Source organism: Pseudomonas sp. ADAK18 (genome assembly GCF_012935695.1).
Lineage (GTDB): Bacteria > Pseudomonadota > Gammaproteobacteria > Pseudomonadales > Pseudomonadaceae > Aquipseudomonas.
The window spans coordinates 3,646,396-3,663,136 of the sequence record NZ_CP052859.1 but is presented as its reverse complement, the minus strand read 5'-3'; the positions used below and the strand labels follow the sequence as shown (position 1 = coordinate 3,663,136).

Below are 16,741 nucleotides of genomic sequence, written 5' to 3'. Positions count from 1 at the left end.
GGGACATATTTGTTCAAGCCATTTTGACAGACGGTGTAAAGTTATCTTTGGTCGTGCTAGTTTAATGTCAAATTTTCGTATGCGTGGGCAAAACGTCATTCAGAACATAGAGTTGGCGCCACGTTTTAAAGCGGTTTGCACGGTGCTAAACCCCTTATTTTTCAGCATTTTTTATTAGAGGCACGGGATTACATGGAAATCGGTCTGCGCGAGTGGCTGATCGTCATCGGCATCATTGTCATTGCCGGTATTCTTTTTGATGGCTGGCGCCGTATGCGCGGTGGCAAGGGCAAGTTGAAATTTCGCCTGGACCGCAACCTGTCCAATTTACCGGACGACGACGGCAGTGCCGAGCTGCTGGGGCCACCCCGTGTCTTGGACACCCATAAGGAACCGCAGTTGGACGAGCATGACCTGCCGTCGATGAGCGCACCGGTGCGTGAAGCCCGTGAGCCGTCCGGAAAGCGCGGCAAGCGTACTGCCAGCGAACCTTCCCAGGGCGACCTGAATCTGGACCTGGAAGACGGCCCGAGCTTCAGCAGTCGTGACGGCGATTTCCCGGACGAAAGCCCGGCCAAGAGCGCCCCGCGTGAATCCACCAAGGATCAACCTGCCGCTGAAGAAGTGCTGGTGATCAGTGTGATCTGCCGCGACACTGCTGGCTTCAAGGGCCCGGCGCTGTTGCAGAACATCCTGGAAAGCGGCCTGCGTTTTGGTGAGATGGATATTTTCCACCGTCACGAAAGCATGGCCGGCAACGGTGAAGTGCTGTTCTCCATGGCCAACGCGGTCAAGCCAGGCATCTTCGACCTGGATGACATCGACCATTTCAGCACCCCGGCCGTCAGCTTCTTCCTTGGCCTGCCAGGCCCGCGTCACCCGAAACAGGCGTTCGACGTCATGGTGGCAGCGGCCCGCAAGTTGTCCCAGGAACTCAACGGTGAGCTCAAGGATGATCAACGCAGCGTCCTGACCGCCCAGACCATCGAACACTACCGTCAGCGTATCGTGGAGTTCGAGCGTCGCGCCCTGACACAGAAGCGCTGAGGTTCGATCTTAAGCGTTGCCTGTAGAATACGTGCACTAACATATTGAGCAGCTTCGGCTGCTCTTTTGCTTTATGAGAGAACACCCATGACCGCCGCCCACACCCGCATCCTCGAACTGCGCGCTGAACTGGATCAGCACAACTACCGTTACCACGTCCTCGATGAACCGAGCATTCCGGACGCCGAGTACGACCGGCTGTTCCACGAGCTCAAGGCCCTGGAAGCCGAGCATCCGGAGCTGGTCACCCGTGACTCGCCGACTCAGCGGGTTGGCAGTGCGGCGTTGTCGGCCTTCACTCAGGTGCGTCACGAGATTCCGATGCTCAGCCTGGGTAACGCGTTTGATGAAACCACCATGCTGGAGTTTGATCGCCGGGTGACCGAAGGGTTGGATCTGCCGGTGGGCGATTTGTTTGGCGGCGGCGCGGCGGTGGAATACAGCTGCGAGCCAAAACTCGATGGCCTGGCGGTCAGCCTGCTGTATCAGGACGGTGAGTTGGTGCGCGGCGCAACCCGCGGCGACGGTACTACCGGCGAAGACATCAGTGTCAACGTGCGCACCGTGCGCAATATTCCGCTCAAGCTGCAAGGTATCGGCTGGCCGGCGACCCTGGAAGTGCGCGGTGAAGTGTTCATGTCCAAGGCCGGTTTCGAGCGGCTCAACGCCACGCAGCTGGAAGTCGGGGGCAAGACCTTCGCCAACCCGCGCAACGCCGCTGCCGGCAGCTTGCGCCAGTTGGATTCGAAGATAACCGCCAGCCGCCCGCTGGAGTTCTGCTGCTACGGTGTAACCACCGACATCAGTGACACCCATATTGGCAACCTGCAGCAGTTGAAGCAGTGGGGCATGCCCATCAGCCACGAGCTGAAGCTGGCCAAGGGTATTCAGGATTGCCTCGACTACTACCGCGATATCGGCGAGCGGCGTAACGCCTTACCCTATGAAATCGACGGTGTGGTGTTCAAGGTCAATAGCATCGCCTCCCAGCGAGAGCTGGGTTTTCGTGCCCGTGAACCACGTTGGGCGATTGCCCATAAATTCCCCGCCATGGAAGAACTCACCGAACTGTTGGACGTTGAGTTCCAGGTCGGTCGTACCGGCGCTGTCACGCCCGTGGCGCGGCTGAAACCGGTCAAAGTCGCGGGTGTGACGGTGTCCAATGCGACCTTGCACAACATGGATGAAGTGGCGCGCCTGGGCCTGATGATCGGCGACACCGTGATCATCCGTCGTGCCGGTGACGTGATTCCGCAGGTGGTGTCGGTGGTGCTCGAGCGTCGCCCGGAAAACGCCCGTGCAGTGCAGATTCCCGAGAGCTGCCCGGTGTGCGGCTCCCATGTTGAGCGCACGCAACTGGTCAAACGCAGCAAGGGCAAGGAAACCGTCAGTGAGGGCGCGGTGTACCGCTGCGTTGGGCGCCTGGCCTGTGGTGCCCAGCTCAAGCAGGCGATCATCCACTTCGTCTCCCGTCGGGCCATGGACATCGACGGCTTGGGCGACAAGACCATCGAGCAGTTGGTGGATGAAAAACTTATCGGTTCACCGGCGGATCTCTACAAGCTCAAGTACGAGCAGATCATCGACCTGGAAGGCTTCGCTGACGTCTCCAGCAAGAAGCTGATCACGGCTATTGAAAACAGCAAGACCCCGACCCTGGCGCGATTTATCTACGCCCTGGGCATCCCCGATGTAGGCGAGGAAACCGCCAAGGTGCTGGCGCGCTCCCTGGCGTCCCTTGAACGGGTGCAGCAGGCGTTGCCGGAAGTGCTGACGTACTTGCCGGATGTCGGACTGGAAGTGGCGTATGAGATTCACAGCTTCTTTGAGGACGGTCATAACCAGGAAGTGATTGGCGCGCTGCTGTCCAAAAACGAGTGCGGGCTGGAGTTGCAAGAGCAGGGCGACCTGAGTGCCGAGTTCGCCGCCAGCACCACCTTGGGCGGCTTACTGGACAAGCTGCATGTGCCTTCGGTGGGGCCGGGCGCTGCACAGAAGCTGGCGGACAAGTTCGGTTCCCTGGAAGGCGTGATCAAGGCCGATTGGCTCGACATGCGCCAGGCGTTGCCGGAGAAGCAGGCCAAGGCGGTACGAGACTTCTTCGACAACGAAGAAAACGCCAATCGCGCACTGGCCATTGAGCTGCAGCTCAAGGACTTCGGCATGCACTGGCAGAGCGAGAAGAAAGTCGTCGAAGGCTTGCCCGAGGCTGGTCACACGTGGGTGCTCACCGGCTCCCTGGAACTGATGAGTCGCGATGTTGCCAAGGAAAAGCTTGAAAGCCTTGGCGCCAAGGTGGCGGGTTCGGTGTCGGCGAAGACCCACTGCGTGGTGGCGGGACCGGGTGCGGGTTCGAAGCTGGCCAAGGCCAGTGAGCTGGGGTTGAAAGTGTTGGACGAAGAGGCGTTTGTGGCCTTTTTGGCCAAGCACAACATCACGGTCTGATCCTTTTTGTGGCGAGCGGGCTTGCCCGCGTTGGGCTGCGTAGCGGCCCCAGAACCTGCTACCGGGTTCTACTTGAAAAAAACTGCTCGACCTTACTGGGGCTGCTTCGTAACCCAACGGGGGCAAGCCCCCTCGCTACAAGTAATAGGTCACCAGTAAAAAACTGGAACGATCAGCTCGTAACCATGATCTAGTCTTGGGCAGCCCCAGGGAGAGATCGCCATGTACCGCTACTTCGAGCAGCTCAGTTCGCGCATTGCCTCGCCGTTCATGGCGGGGCAATCGCGCAACAGTAAGTTATGGCAGTGTCGTTGCGGTCAGTCGCTGTTCTTTCGCAATAGCCAGTGCCTCGCCTGCTCGGCGCTGCTGGGGTATCAGCCGGAGCACAGCCGGCTTTCCTCCTTGCAGCCTGGGCCCTACGTTGATACCTGGCAGTTGGATGCTGATCCTGAGGCAGGATTGTTTCGCCGTTGCGCTAACCTGGATACCCCGGCCGCCTGCAACTGGCTGTTGCCGGCGGACAACGGCCAGACCTTGTGCGTCGCTTGCAGCCTGAACCGCACCATCCCCGACCTTTCGATCCCTGAAAACTCTGAGCGCTGGGGCAAGGTGGAAATCGCCAAGCGACGGCTGGTTGCACAGTTGATCAGCCTTGGCTTGCAGGTGATCCCCAAGAGTGTCGATGAAGACAGCGGCCTGGCCTTCGATTTTGTCGGTATCAACCTGGAAGGCAAGGTGCCAACCACCGGCCACGCCAATGGCCTGATCACCCTCGACATCAAGGAGGCCGATGACGCCCACCGTGAAAAAGTCCGGGTGCAGATGCGTGAGCCTTACCGCACCTTGCTCGGCCACTTTCGACACGAGGTCGGTCACTACTACTGGGACCGCCTGATCGCCAACAGCCATTGGCTGGAGCCATTCCGGCGCCTGTTCGGTGACGAGCGCACCAGTTATGCCGAGGCCCTCGAACAGCACTATCAAAACGGCCCCCGCCCGGACTGGCAGCAAACCTGTGTGAGCGCCTACGCCACCATGCACCCCTGGGAAGACTGGGCCGAAACCTGGGCCCATTACCTGCACATGATGGACGCGGTGGATACGGCCCTGGGGTTTGGCATGAGTGCGCGGGAGGTGGACCTGGACTACCAGCCGTTTCCTCTGAGTAGCCTCTACGATCCCGAGCATCCGGGCGGTGCGGCGTTCCTGTCGTTCGTCAACGCGTGGATCGAATTGGCCGGCATGCTCAATGAGCTATCGCGGAGCATGGGGCAGCCGGATTTCTATCCCTTTGTCCTTCCGCCGGCGGTGATTGCCAAGTTGCACTTTATCCACTTGGTGATTCAGCAAGAGGGCGGCAAGGCAGATGAGGTGCTGCAGGCGCAATAACGCACCCGCGGGCAAGTGCTTGAACCCCAACATTTTTTAATCCGGAACCAACGGTTGTAACTTCCGATGAGATCGGTACAATGGCGCGGCTTGCCGAGAGGCGAGCGTCGTTATGGTGACTCCATCGGTCCCCCCGCAACGATTACCCGTGAACCTGGTCAGAGCCGGAAGGCAGCAGCCACAGCGGGAACATTGTGTGCCGGGGTGTGGCTGGTGGGGTTGCCTCCATAACGCTCCTCCTGCAGTACCCCTCCTGTTTGAATCATCTCTTCGTCACATCAGAATATTTGACCGTCTGCTTGTCTTTTATCTCGCCGCGCGTGGATGGCCATTTCGCAACTTTCAAAACCCTCTCTGGACAACCCTAAAACGCCTTGTTAGCTTTCGTAAGCCACATGTTTCAATATATGACAGTGGTGCACGGATGATATTAAAGTGATGGCCCTTGCTTGCCATCCTCAATAACTAATAAGGATGCGTGTCATGAAAAGCGTGCAAGGATTGCCCAGTCTTATCAGTGCTTCGGTCGGTGCCCCAGGCAAAGCGCGCAACTTGCCCGGTGACGTTCAATGCATCCAATACTTATTTAATCTGATCATTCCCAAGATGGGCTTTGCGCTGAATGAGAACGGCAAGTGTGATAGCCAGTTGGTGCAGTGCATCAGCCAGTATCAGTTTCGCCAACTCAAGTACGCCCACCCCGATGGCGTCATCGACCCGACCGGCCGCACGTTCAACAGCCTGATCGAAGAAGCGATCAAGGTGCCGGTCAAGGCCAATCCGGCGCTACGCATTCCGAGTTTCCTCGGCGGTTTTGGCAATGCCAGCGCGGAGACGATCCAGGCCACGGTCAATCACTACCTGGACCGTATGCGCGCAGTCATCGAAGCCGAACGACGCAACCGGCAGATGGTGCTCCAAGCCACGTGCGATGGGGGCATGACCCTCACTGACAAAGACTTTCAGAGCGCCGCAACTCAGTTGGGCAACGGTATCTCGGTGAACATCATCAAGGCGTTTGCCACGGTGGAGTCGGGCGGGCGTTCCGGTTTTGGACCGGCCAAGTTGCCGGTGATTGCCTTTGAAGGCCATCTGTTTCGCAAGTACACCAAGCACAAATACGACCAGACGCATCCGCTGCTGTCATACCCGTATTTGAAAAAAGCCGGGCCCCAGTGGCAGGCCAATAACAAGGACCAGACCAAAGCCTGGGAAACCATGGCCACCGCGTTTGGCCTGGATCAGGAAGCGGCCTTGATGTCGGCCTCCTGGGGTATGTTTCAAATCATGGGCTTCAATTTTTCGACGTGCGGTTACAAAACTGTTTTTGAGTTCACCGCAGCCATGAAGATTAATGCTGGCAACCAGTTGAAAGCCTTCGTGGGCTTTTGCAGTAAAAGTTCGGCTTTGATCAAGGCCATGAAAAACAAGGATTATGCCTCGATGGCGTTGAACTATAACGGCAAGGATTATGGCGATTATGATTCGCGAATTAAAAAGGCCTATGAGGCGCTTGAAGGGAAAAAATAAGATGGCAATGACGCTTTCCACCCGATTGTTGGCTGCTGGTGTGTTTTCCTTTTGTGTAGTGGCTCCCGTGTTTGCCGGTGCTCCTGCACTGCATTCAGGCAAGTACGAGGCGCTGATGCTGGCGGTGACGCCGGAGCATCAGGTCGAGGGGTTTTATGCGGAAGAGCGGGGTGAGGGCACAACCTTCAGTTGTGCTTTTTATCTGCAAGGCAAGGTTGAGGCCGGCAAGCCTTCGGCAGTCTCCACGTGGTCTGAAGAAGTCTATCCGGGCTCGGTCGAGGCGTCGGCGGACGGGGTGACCCTTACGGTCGAGAAAGGCCAGCAGCACCCTGGCTGCATGAATGTATTGATGCCCGATATCGCCACCGGCCTGGACCTGACACAGACCGCCAGCAAAAAGTGGATCGGCCTGGTGACGGTCTTGGCTGACAAGGCTTTTTTGCAGAAGACCCCGCAGGCCTCAGCCGGTAAACGCCCTTATATCGTCAAGAACGATGTGGTGGGCGTGCTGGCGTACAAAAATGGCTGGGCCCAGGTGGAGTTCATCAACGACCAGGACCGGTCTTTCACCGGCTGGATCAGCCAGGATCAGTACGCCAAGCTGGCTGCCCCTCACAACTGATTTCTGTTCCTGTGCCGCGGCGTGCCTGGTACGTCGCGGCTTTTTTGTGTCCGGAATCAGGCCTTGTTACGGCTGAACACCTTGCGAATCACCGCCAGCAACGCCACCACGCCAATCACCAGGAACTTCTTCGCCGCCAGTAACAGCACGCCAATTTTGGCGAACAGCCCGGCCTTGCCGGCTATCCCGCCGGCCACCAGTGCCGCAAGCCCGTAGGACGCCAGTTTGTCGGTGCCCGGGTTGTAGTCGGTGTAGAGGTTGCCGTCGGTGAAGTTGGTAAAGGCCAGCACCTTGGGCAGTTCCTGTTTGATGGTGGGCAGGTCGGCCATGGCGGCAACGGCGTTAAGTTCCAGCACGCCCTCGCGGCCCAGTACGCGGATGCTGTAGTTGAGGGTGTTCTGGTCGGCGTCGTCGGCTTTCAGCTCGCGGGCCCAGTACATTTTGTGGGTTTGTTCGTCGTAGCGCGGCGGCTCGGCCCAGCCCAGCAGGTGTAGGCCTGCGTAGCCTTGTTTCTGCCGTTCCTTGTTATCGTCAGCGTCGTCTTCCTGCATCTGCTTGAGCAGTTCGGCGTAGTCGATTTTTGCGGCATCTTCATCGGAAATGTGCCCATCTTGTTTGTAGCTGACGATCACACCCCAGCCCCGATCCGACAACGGACTGACAGCCTTGGGGACGATCATGCCCAGGGTCTTGAACCCGGGCGGGTTACCCCAGCCATCGGTCAGCAGGCGTTCGGTATCCTTGGGGTCCAGGTAATAGAACTCGTCATTGAGCTTGAGTGTGGCGATGCCGCTGGGCAGGGTGACAACGCCGGTCTGCTGCTTGAGGGAGGCAAGAAAATGCTCGGTGGTTTCAGCCGGTGCGCTCACTTCGGTGGGGGCGGGGGCCGTGATGGCGAAGGCGGGCACGCAAGCAAGGCTCAGGGAGGCAGATGCCGCAAGCAGGCGCAAGTAATTCATGATAGTCCCTTACATTTTGAATTAATTGCGCGAAAGAATAACTGAATCGGCCCGAGGCGCGTTAGCCGAACGTCTCCCGCAGCAATCCTGCAAATGCATCCCGCGCCAAATGCCGCTGGGTGTCCTTGTGCCAGAACAGCAGATTGTCCACCGCCGCCAGTTCATCGAAGCGGTAGGACGTCAGTTGGTTGGCTTGCTCGTAGCGGGCCAGGATGCCTTCTGGTGCCAGCGCCACGCCAATGCCCGCACTGACGCAACCGATGATCGTGCCCCAGCTGGCGTAGCTGGCAATGGCCGGCTTGATGTCGTGGGGTTTGAGCCAGTTCTCCAGCGCGGCGCGGTAGGGGCAGCCTGGCGGCCAGACCAGCAGGGTACGACCCGCCAAGTCTCTGGCATCTGCAATAGGGGCACTGGAGGCGCTGGTGATCAGCACCAGACGTTCGCTGTAGACCACGCTTTGTTCGAGTTTGGGGCGTTTGCCTCCAGCAGCCACCAACGCCGCATCCAGGCGATGATGTTGCAGGTCATCGAGAAGTTGCGCCCAGGCGCCGGTCACCAACTCCAACTCTACTTGCGGGTAGCGTCGGTGGTATTCGGCAAGCAGCGGAGGCAGGCGGCCACTGGCGCTGGACTCCACCGCGCCGATACGCAATTTGCCGCGAGGAATAGCGTTGCTGTCGACCGCGCGTTTGGATTCCTCCACCAGTGCAAGGATGCGCTCGCAGTAGTCGAGAAACACTTCGCCGGCAGCACTGATCGCCAACCCGCGTCCGGCGCGAATGAACAGCGGTGTGCCCAACTCGCTTTCCAGTTGCTTGATGCGCGTGGTGATGTTCGACGGTACGCAGTGCAATTGCACGGCGGCCTGGGCCACGCTGCCGGTTTGTGCCACGGCTTTCACCATTTTCAGTTGGGCCAGTTCCATCGCTCAGTTCCAGTGATTACAGAAGTCAGAAACGGTTAATTGTCCTGCACCTTGCCCAGGACAAGACTGACGGCATTCCCACTCAGTTTCTGGATGTCGTCGATGAATGCCCCGTCACCCGTAAAGCTTACGCTAGTCACTGCCAGCGTGATCCTCTGTTGGGCGTATTCGCCCATTGGAATTCACGTGGCGCTGCACGGTTACAGTCCCGGCCAACTGGCCTTGGCGCGTTTTCTGATTGCCTCGCTGTTTATGGCGGGTGTGGCGTTGGTGGTGCGGATCGAGCTGCCTCGTCTGCGGGATCTGCCATGGCTGTTGGTGCTGGGTTTTTTCGGGATCTTCCTGCACCACCTGTGCCTCAACCTGGGCCAGCAGTGGGTGACGGCGGCGGCCTCCAGTGTGCTGGCGCAATCGGTACCGCTGTTCAGCGTACTGGTGGCGTTTGTCTGTTTGAAGGAACGGGTGAGCGGCTGGCGTTGGGGGTGTGTGCTGCTGGGGCTGACAGGGGTGTTGGTGGTGATCTGGGGCGAGCGCGGCCTGGGTGAGATCGACCCGCGCGGCCTGCTGATTCTGCTGGCGGCGATCTCGTGGAGCGTGTATTTCACCATTCAGAAACACTATTCCCGGCGCTACAGTCCGCTGACCACGGTGTGCTACACGGTGTGGTCAGGGACGCTGTTGCTTTGCGTCTACTTGCCAGGCTTGCCAGCTGTGGTGAGGCAGGCGCCGCTGTCGGCCAACCTCGCTGTGCTGGTGCTGGGTGTCTTTCCCAGTGCCCTGGCGTACCTCGCCTGGGCCTATGTGTTGAGGCACGTCGAGGTGAGTCGGGCTTCGGTGGCCTTGTACCTGGTGCCGCCGGTGGCGATGGTGATGGCGGCGACAATGCTCGGGGAACAGATTTCAATGCGAGTGGTGATGGGCGGCCTGATCGTGTTGACCAGTGTGGGCGCCATCAGCCTGGAAGGGCGCTGGCGCCGCCAGCCGTTACTGGGGCACGGTGAACACCCGCAAGCGGTGGCCGTCGGGATCCAGGCCGGTAAAGGTGTAGCCAAAATCCATCTCGATGGGTGATTGCGCAATGCTCACCCCCTGTCTGACCCAGTGTGCATGCAGTTCATCCACCGTTGATGGCTCGGCGACGCGAAATCCTACCTCGCAGCCGCCCCCGGTGGCTTGGGCGGCGGGCAGCGCGGTGTGCCGGGACCACAGGCCAAGCTTGACGCCGTTATCGAGCATGAACAGGGCAAAGGTGGGGTTCAGCGCTACTGGCGACTTGTCCAGCAGACGGCTGTAGAAGTTGGCACTGGTGGCGGGGCTGTCGACGTACAGCAGGAAGTAGTGGTCGAGGATCTGCATGATGGCTCCATGGTAGCTGGCAGCAATGGCGCGGCTCAGTCCCGTGAAGTCTAAGGGCCTGTCCTGTCAGTTCATGTCAGGAGTCGATGAACAAAGAGCAGACAGCCTCAGGCTGTCTGCTCTTTTTATTACGGGTACTGGTGTTGCGAGCTCTAAGGCTTGGACAAGGCCTGGTCTACCGCCGCGATCAGCTTTCCCAGATCCTTCGGGGTGGCTTTGTGTATGACACCGAACAGGTAAGCGCGCTGTTCATCCTCGTCGACCAAGTCTGCGAAAAAGACTGTCAGCTTCACTTCCAGCGCCTCTGCGAACAAAAACAGAGCCTCCACGCTGGGTGTATAGGTGCCGGTTTCGAAGCGGCTGATGGTTTTAGGGTCAAAACCGGTTTTTTCACCTAGTTCAGCCTGAGTAAGCCCCGCTACCTTGCGGTAGCGCCTGATGGCTGGACCCAAACTTGAAATTTGCATCGCTCAATTCCCATTTAGAATCAAGAACTTAACGATAAATCTTGGAATTAGACAACCGCTCGTACCATCACCTTTTCTTGCAAAATGTGATGTAATTCGTAGAATTGGTATTTAGGACAAGTATTTGGTGGTCTCGTTTCAGAAGGCAGGTTTATGAAACAGGAAATCATTGCTTTCTTCCTACTCTCATAAAGGTGCCCATACATCGGACGCTTGGCAGGGGCTAAAACGTCGCTCGTCAGTGCCACTGCACCACCCCGCCTTCCGTGCCAGATACCCGTATTAAAGCCTAGTTGATCATCAAAGAATCGACGGTGAATTGCTGTGCAAAACCGTGGCTTCGCCGCCGATTGTGGCCAACCAGCCGATTGACGGCATAGCCGGATTAGAAATGCGAATCGGCCCGTCCTGCCCACCCGGCAGTCGACAGGGCGATCGAATGCTGTTCATGGAGCTTTAACGTGCGTCTCAACCAGCCGGTCACCGATGTTGAACAAACTTTTGGGGAGCAGCAACGGCTTATTTCCGCGACTGACGTCAACAGTCACATTACCTACTGCAACGCCGAGTTCGCCGCCATGAGCGGTTTTACCCAGGCGGAGCTGATCGGCAGCCCCCACAACCTGGTCCGCCACCCGGATATGCCGCCCGCCGTATTCCAGTTGATGTGGAGCTACCTCAAGGCTGGGCAAAGCTGGATGGGGGTGGTGAAAAACCGCTGCAAGAATGGCAATTATTATTGGGTCAGCGCCTATGTGACACCGATTCTCGAGGATGGCCGGCTTGTGGGCTATGAGTCGGTGCGGGTCAAGCCATCCCGCGAACAAGTGCGCCGGGCCGAAGCCTTGTACGCCCGGTTGCTGGCGGGCAAGTCGGCTGTGTCGGCAAGACGCCGGATCGCCTCTGCGGCGCGGGCGCTGGCGTTGCCGCTAGCAGCCGCAGTGGTATCGGTCGCCGCCTTTCAACTGATTCCCCTCGCATGGGCGCAAGCACTGACCGTTGGTTTGTTTCTCGGCGTGGGCGTTTGGGCACAGCAGCGCTTGGGGCAGCAACTCCAGCAAATCGTCCAGCACACCCCCAATACCTTTTCCGACCCGATCAGCGCCTTGACCTACAGCGACGCCACCGGCTCGGCAGCACAGTTGGAAATGATCCTGATCAGCGAGGACGCGCGGCTGAAAACTGCCTTGACGCGCCTTAGCGACCTGGCTACCCAGATGGCCGAGGCCGCCACCGACTCCAGCGTATTGTCGAGCAACACTGAGTCGGCGCTGCTGGAGCAGCGGGCTGAAACCGACATGACTGCCGCCGCCATGACCGAAATGGCAGCCTCCATCTCCGAAGTGGCGGTGCATGTGCAGCAGACCGCCAGTGAAGCCCACACTGCCAATGGCCTGGCCGAGCAAGGCAGCCATGTGGCCGGCACCTCGCGCGAGGCGATTCAACTGTTGGCCGGCACCGTCACCCAGATCAACCAGGCCGTGGGTAACCTGGCCGGGCAGACCCAGGAAATCCAAGTGGCCGCGAGCATGATCCAGGCCATCGCCGACCAGACCAATCTGCTGGCCCTCAACGCCGCCATCGAAGCCGCTCGCGCTGGAGAACAAGGGCGCGGGTTTGCCGTGGTGGCCGATGAGGTGCGGGCGCTGGCGGGCAAGACCCGTGAGTCGACCGAGCAGATCCAGGGCATTATCCAGAACCTGCGGGCTGGCGCTGATGATGCGGTTGATATTGCCAGCTTGGGTATTCGCGAAGCCGAGCAGGGCGTGCAGCAGGTGCTTGAGGCGCAACAGGCGCTGCAAGGTATCCGTCAGGCGGTGGAGCGCATCACTGACATGAGTCAGCAAATGGCCGCCGCCTCCCAGGAACAATCCCACGTCGCCGAGGAAGTTTCACAACAGATCAACAACGTCGCTGCCACGGTTCAAAAGACAGCGGGCAATGCCAACGCTGCAGTCATCCGTGGCAGGGAACTCGAAAGCATCTCTTCCGGGTTGCGCGCCCTGGTCGAGCGGTTCAACCGCTAGCCAATGTGAGCCTGACTCATGGACGAGAAATACCGCAGGGCCGTGGATGCAGCCGCCATTTTCTCCGAGACCGATCTCGCAGGCGACATCACCTACGTCAATGATCAGTTCTGCGGCATGTCCGGCTACAGCCGCGAAGAGTTGCTGGGGAAGAACCACCGGATCCTCAGTTCCGGGCTGCACCCTGAGGAGTTTTTCCAGGGGATGTGGAACGCCATCAGCCAGGGCCGGGTCTGGCGCGGCGAAATCTGCAACCGCGCCAAGGACGGCACGCTGTATTGGGTCGACAGCACGATGGTGCCGTTGCTCAATGAGCAGACCGGTGAGGTGCAGAAGTATGTGTCGATCCGCTTTGATGTCAGCGAAAAGCGCCAACTGCTGCACACCTTGCAGTGGCGGGTCGGCCATGACGTGCTGACAGGGTTGCCCAACCGCGCTTACTTGTCCGAGTTGCTCAACCAGTCCCTGGAGTTTTCCCGCAGCGAAGACATTCCCTTAGCGCTGTGCATGCTCGACCTGGACGGGTTCAAGGCGGTCAACGATGGTTACGGCCATGCCTGTGGCGATTTGTTGCTGGTGGAGGTCGCCAGTCGCCTGCGGGAGATCATCCGTGGCGAGGATGTGGTGGCCCGGCTCGCGGGTGACGAGTTTGTGCTGATCCTGCGTTATGTGCGTGACATCGACGAACTCAACGGCGCGTTGGTGCGCATTCTCAAGGCCATCTCCGAGCCGTATTCGATCCAGGGCGCGGAGATCAATGTGTTTGCCAGTATCGGCGTCACCTTGTTTCCCCTGGATGATGAGGACGCCGACACCTTGCTGCGCCACGCCGACCAAGCCATGTATGTGGCCAAGCAGAGCGGGCGTAATCGTTTCCAGCTGTTCGATGTTTCTCTGGAGCAAGAGGTCAAGGCGACCCATCAGACCGTGCAGCAGATTCGCCAGGCCCTGGCGGCGGGCGAGTTGTGCCTGCATTACCATCCCAAGGTCAATCTGCGCTGCGGCACGGTGGTGGGGTTCGAAGCGCTGTTGCGTTGGCAGCACCCGGAACGCGGGCTGGTGGCGCCGGGGGATTTCCTGCCGTTGATCGAGCAGACTGACCTGATCGTCGATATTGGTGAGTGGGTGATGAACCAGGTCCTGACCCAAATGTATCAGTGGCAAAGGGCTGGGCACTGCTGGGCGGTCAGCGTGAACATTGCGGCGCGGCATTTCCAGCGGGCGGACTTCGTCGAGCGGCTGCAGCAACTGCTGGCGCAGCACCCAGGCGTGGAGCCGCATATGCTCGACCTGGAAATCGCTGAATCAGTGGCCATCGACAATATCCAACGGGTCACCCAGCACCTTGAAGCCTGCCAGGCCCTGGGCGTGCAGTTTTCCCTGGATGATTTCGGCACCGGCTATTCATCCCTGAGCTACCTCAAGCGCTTGCCTACCCAGACCATCAAGATCGACCGTTCTTTTGTGCGCGACATTCTCCACGACAAGGATGACCTGGCGCTGACTAAGGCGGTTATCAGCCTGGCCCGGGCCTTTGGCCGTGAGGTGATCGCCGAGGGCCTGGAAACCCTGGAACATGGCCAGTTGTTGATGCGCATGGGCTGCGAAGTGGCTCAGGGCTATTTCATTGCTCGGCCCATGCCGGCCGGCGAGGTACCCGATTGGGTCGATGGCTTTGCTCCTCCAGTGCAGTGGTTGAAGGGCGGATAAACCCGCCTGGACGCCTCAGGTTCAGGCTTTTCAACGGGCCGTAGGACCCGCTTAGTCAGATTAGGCGAGCGTGCCGGATGCAATTTCCCCCCTGCTCCGCTAGCATTACCGGCTTCTGTTTCCCAGTTGCGACGGTTTTCGATGAGTTATCAGGTTCTTGCACGTAAATGGCGTCCGCGCTCGTTCCGCGAAATGGTCGGCCAGACCCATGTGCTCAAGGCTCTGATCAATGCCTTGGACAGTCAGCGGCTGCACCACGCTTACCTGTTCACCGGTACCCGGGGTGTCGGCAAGACCACCATTGCGCGGATCATCGCCAAGTGCCTGAACTGTGAAACAGGCATCACGTCGACGCCCTGCGGCACGTGTTCGGTGTGCCGGGAAATCGACGAAGGGCGATTTGTCGACCTGATCGAGATCGACGCCGCCAGCCGCACCAAGGTCGAAGACACCCGTGAGCTGCTGGACAACGTGCAGTACGCGCCGAGCCGTGGCCGCTTCAAGGTCTACCTGATCGACGAAGTGCACATGCTGTCCAGCCACTCTTTCAACGCACTGTTGAAAACCCTGGAAGAGCCGCCGCCCTACGTCAAATTCATCCTGGCCACCACCGACCCGCAGAAACTCCCTGCAACGATTTTGTCGCGGTGCCTGCAGTTCTCCCTGAAGAACATGACCCCGGAACGGGTGGTCGAGCATTTGACCCACGTTCTCGGTGTCGAGAACGTGCCGTTCGAAGACGACGCCCTGTGGCTGTTGGGCCGCGCCGCCGATGGCTCGATGCGCGACGCCATGAGCCTCACCGACCAGGCCATCGCCTTTGGTGAAGGCAAGGTCATGGCCACCGATGTGCGGGCCATGCTCGGCACCCTGGACCATGGCCAGGTGTTCGACGTGCTGCATGCGCTGATCGAAGGCGACGCCAAGGCGTTGCTCGAAGCCGTGCGTCACCTGTCCGAACAAGGCCCGGACTGGAATGGCGTGCTTTCGGAAATTCTTAACGTGCTGCACCGGGTGGCTATCGCCCAGGCCTTGCCAGAAGGGGTCGACAACGGTCATGGCGACCGCGACCGCGTATTGGCCCTGGCCCAGGCACTGCCGGCCGAAGACGTGCAGTTCTACTACCAGATGGGCCTGATCGGCCGTCGTGACCTTCCCCTGGCACCGGACCCGCGAGGCGGATTCGAAATGGTCCTGCTGCGGATGCTGGCGTTCCGGCCCGCCGACACGGCAGACGCACCGAGACAGCCACTAAAGCCAGTGGGGATCAGCCAGGCCACAGTTGATTCCGCCAAACCAGTGGCTGGCGCGGCGGTTGTCGCGCCAGTGGTTGCGCCGAGTATTGCGGCGCCGGAGCCAGTTGCGCCCGCCCCTGTTGTTGCCGCGCCAGTAGCCGCGCCTGAGCCGGTTGTCCAGCGTGCGCCAGAGCCTGCGCCTGTAGAGGCCGTGGTCGATCTGCCCTGGAACGAGCCGGTAGAGGCGGTTGTCGAGCAACAGCCTGCTGTCGAGCCGGTGCTGGAAACTGCCGGTGAACAGCCTGAACTGACGCCCATGCCCGCGCCGACCCCGGACAGCGTGGTGCCGGATGCGCCGGAGTGGGTCTCGGCTCCTGTGCCGGAACCGACCATCGCCGAAGTAGATGCCGCAACTCCGGGTACCGACCTCGACGACGAGCCGCCGCTGGACGAAGACTACATCGAACCGGACATGGATTCGGCCTACAGCTACCTGGACGATCTGGCCAGCGAACATACCGCTGAGCCCGCCCCGGAGCCAGAGCCGGAACCTGCGGCGATGCCGGCCACCGGCTTGGCGCTGCAGTGGCTGGAGCTGTTCCCGAAATTGCCGATTTCCGGTATGACCGGCAGCATCGCCGCCAACTGCACCTTGATCGCCGTCGATGGCGACCATTGGTTGCTGCACCTGGACCCGGCTCACAGCGCGCTGTTCAACGCCACCCAGCAGCGTCGACTCAACGACGCCCTGAACCAGTACCACGAACGCACCCTGACCATCAGCATCGAGCTGATCAAGCCCGAGCAGGAAACCCCGGCCCAGGCCGCGTCCCGCCGTCGGGTCAACCGCCAGCGCGAGGCTGAGGAGTCGATTCACGGTGATCCGCTCATCCAGCAGATGATGGAACAGTTTGGTGCGGTGGTGCGCCACGATACTATTGAACCTGTCGAAGCCCCGGTGGCAGCACAGGGCTAATAATTGAAGGCGCAGTGCCTGCGGGCACCGCGCTGTCTTGATCCACGTACTTT

Annotated in this window: 13 protein-coding genes and 1 other RNA gene; 10 read left to right on the top strand and 4 right to left on the bottom strand. The window is 59.7% G+C overall.

The features are described 5' to 3' along the window. Positions 1-192: 192 nt before the first annotated feature. From zipA to HKK55_RS16460, 6 genes are all read left to right on the top strand, one after another. On the top strand, positions 193-1,047 hold the full coding sequence (zipA, locus tag HKK55_RS16485; protein ID WP_169355655.1) for a cell division protein ZipA: 855 nt from the start codon (positions 193-195) through the stop codon (positions 1,045-1,047). 87 nt (positions 1,048-1,134) lie between these two features. Beyond that, positions 1,135-3,492, top strand: a complete 2,358-nt coding sequence (gene ligA, locus HKK55_RS16480; RefSeq protein ID WP_169355654.1) for an NAD-dependent DNA ligase LigA — start codon at positions 1,135-1,137, stop codon at positions 3,490-3,492. A 222-nt stretch (positions 3,493-3,714) separates the two neighbouring features. Beyond that, entirely contained in the window at positions 3,715-4,881 is a 1,167-nt protein-coding gene (locus HKK55_RS16475) for a putative zinc-binding metallopeptidase (RefSeq protein WP_169355653.1), read from the top strand. Positions 4,882-5,003: 122 nt separating this feature from the next. After that, positions 5,004-5,100: signal recognition particle sRNA small type (gene ffs / locus HKK55_RS16470), an RNA gene on the top strand. Positions 5,101-5,364: 264 nt separating this feature from the next. Further along, positions 5,365-6,411, top strand: coding sequence for an N-acetylmuramidase family protein (locus tag HKK55_RS16465; protein WP_169355652.1), 1,047 nt, complete (start codon positions 5,365-5,367; stop codon positions 6,409-6,411). A gap of 7 nt (positions 6,412-6,418) precedes the next feature. After that, complete coding sequence (locus HKK55_RS16460) at positions 6,419-7,033, top strand: hypothetical protein (RefSeq protein ID WP_169357883.1); 615 nt, start codon at positions 6,419-6,421, stop codon at positions 7,031-7,033. Between the two features lie 56 nt (positions 7,034-7,089). Here HKK55_RS16460 and HKK55_RS16455 read toward each other — a convergent pair whose 3' ends face one another. Together HKK55_RS16455 and HKK55_RS16450 are read right to left on the bottom strand one after the other, a co-directional pair. Continuing rightward, a complete protein-coding gene (locus tag HKK55_RS16455; RefSeq protein ID WP_169355651.1) occupies positions 7,090-7,992 on the bottom strand; it encodes a DUF2167 domain-containing protein in 903 nt (300 codons plus the stop codon). A 61-nt stretch (positions 7,993-8,053) separates the two neighbouring features. Next, positions 8,054-8,917 carry a LysR family transcriptional regulator gene (locus HKK55_RS16450; protein WP_155583055.1) on the bottom strand — a complete coding sequence of 288 codons (864 nt, stop codon included), beginning with the start codon at positions 8,915-8,917 and terminating at the stop codon, positions 8,054-8,056. Positions 8,918-9,019: 102 nt separating this feature from the next. Here HKK55_RS16450 and HKK55_RS16445 point away from each other — a divergent pair, with 102 nt between their 5' ends. Continuing rightward, complete coding sequence (locus tag HKK55_RS16445) at positions 9,020-9,988, top strand: DMT family transporter (protein WP_169355650.1); 969 nt, start codon at positions 9,020-9,022, stop codon at positions 9,986-9,988. On the opposite strand, the gene HKK55_RS16440 is transcribed toward HKK55_RS16445, so the two are convergent. Further along, positions 9,902-10,273, bottom strand: a complete 372-nt coding sequence (locus tag HKK55_RS16440) for a VOC family protein (RefSeq protein ID WP_169355649.1) — start codon at positions 10,271-10,273, stop codon at positions 9,902-9,904. The two genes, HKK55_RS16445 and HKK55_RS16440, sit on opposite strands and share 87 nt — an antisense overlap. A 152-nt stretch (positions 10,274-10,425) precedes the next feature. Next, positions 10,426-10,740 carry a helix-turn-helix domain-containing protein gene (locus HKK55_RS16435; RefSeq protein WP_169355648.1) on the bottom strand — a complete coding sequence of 105 codons (315 nt, stop codon included), beginning with the start codon at positions 10,738-10,740 and terminating at the stop codon, positions 10,426-10,428. A gap of 461 nt (positions 10,741-11,201) precedes the next feature. Between HKK55_RS16435 and HKK55_RS16430 the strand changes: the two genes are divergently transcribed. From HKK55_RS16430 to dnaX, 3 genes are all read left to right on the top strand, one after another. Continuing rightward, on the top strand, positions 11,202-12,767 hold the full coding sequence (locus HKK55_RS16430; protein ID WP_169355647.1) for a PAS domain-containing methyl-accepting chemotaxis protein: 1,566 nt from the start codon (positions 11,202-11,204) through the stop codon (positions 12,765-12,767). 18 nt (positions 12,768-12,785) lie between these two features. Further along, the gene (locus HKK55_RS16425) at positions 12,786-14,477 is read left to right on the top strand and encodes a bifunctional diguanylate cyclase/phosphodiesterase (RefSeq protein WP_169355646.1); all 1,692 of its coding nucleotides are present in this window, start codon (positions 12,786-12,788) and stop codon (positions 14,475-14,477) included. A gap of 141 nt (positions 14,478-14,618) precedes the next feature. Continuing rightward, positions 14,619-16,688: a DNA polymerase III subunit gamma/tau gene (dnaX, locus tag HKK55_RS16420; RefSeq protein ID WP_169355645.1), complete on the top strand. Its 2,070-nt coding sequence runs from the start codon at positions 14,619-14,621 to the stop codon at positions 16,686-16,688. Positions 16,689-16,741: the final 53 nt, after the last annotated feature.

Coding starts and splice junctions, on each gene's coding strand:
- HKK55_RS16450 (WP_155583055.1), bottom strand. CDS start 8,917: ATGGAACTGGCCCAACTGAAAATGGTGAAAGCCGTGGCACAAACCGGC.
- HKK55_RS16440 (WP_169355649.1), bottom strand. CDS start 10,273: ATGCAGATCCTCGACCACTACTTCCTGCTGTACGTCGACAGCCCCGCC.
- HKK55_RS16455 (WP_169355651.1), bottom strand. CDS start 7,992: ATGAATTACTTGCGCCTGCTTGCGGCATCTGCCTCCCTGAGCCTTGCT.
- HKK55_RS16445 (WP_169355650.1), top strand. CDS start 9,020: ATGAATGCCCCGTCACCCGTAAAGCTTACGCTAGTCACTGCCAGCGTG.
- zipA (WP_169355655.1), top strand. CDS start 193: ATGGAAATCGGTCTGCGCGAGTGGCTGATCGTCATCGGCATCATTGTC.
- HKK55_RS16460 (WP_169357883.1), top strand. CDS start 6,419: ATGACGCTTTCCACCCGATTGTTGGCTGCTGGTGTGTTTTCCTTTTGT.
- HKK55_RS16475 (WP_169355653.1), top strand. CDS start 3,715: ATGTACCGCTACTTCGAGCAGCTCAGTTCGCGCATTGCCTCGCCGTTC.
- HKK55_RS16435 (WP_169355648.1), bottom strand. CDS start 10,740: ATGCAAATTTCAAGTTTGGGTCCAGCCATCAGGCGCTACCGCAAGGTA.
- HKK55_RS16465 (WP_169355652.1), top strand. CDS start 5,365: ATGAAAAGCGTGCAAGGATTGCCCAGTCTTATCAGTGCTTCGGTCGGT.
- HKK55_RS16425 (WP_169355646.1), top strand. CDS start 12,786: ATGGACGAGAAATACCGCAGGGCCGTGGATGCAGCCGCCATTTTCTCC.
- dnaX (WP_169355645.1), top strand. CDS start 14,619: ATGAGTTATCAGGTTCTTGCACGTAAATGGCGTCCGCGCTCGTTCCGC.
- ligA (WP_169355654.1), top strand. CDS start 1,135: ATGACCGCCGCCCACACCCGCATCCTCGAACTGCGCGCTGAACTGGAT.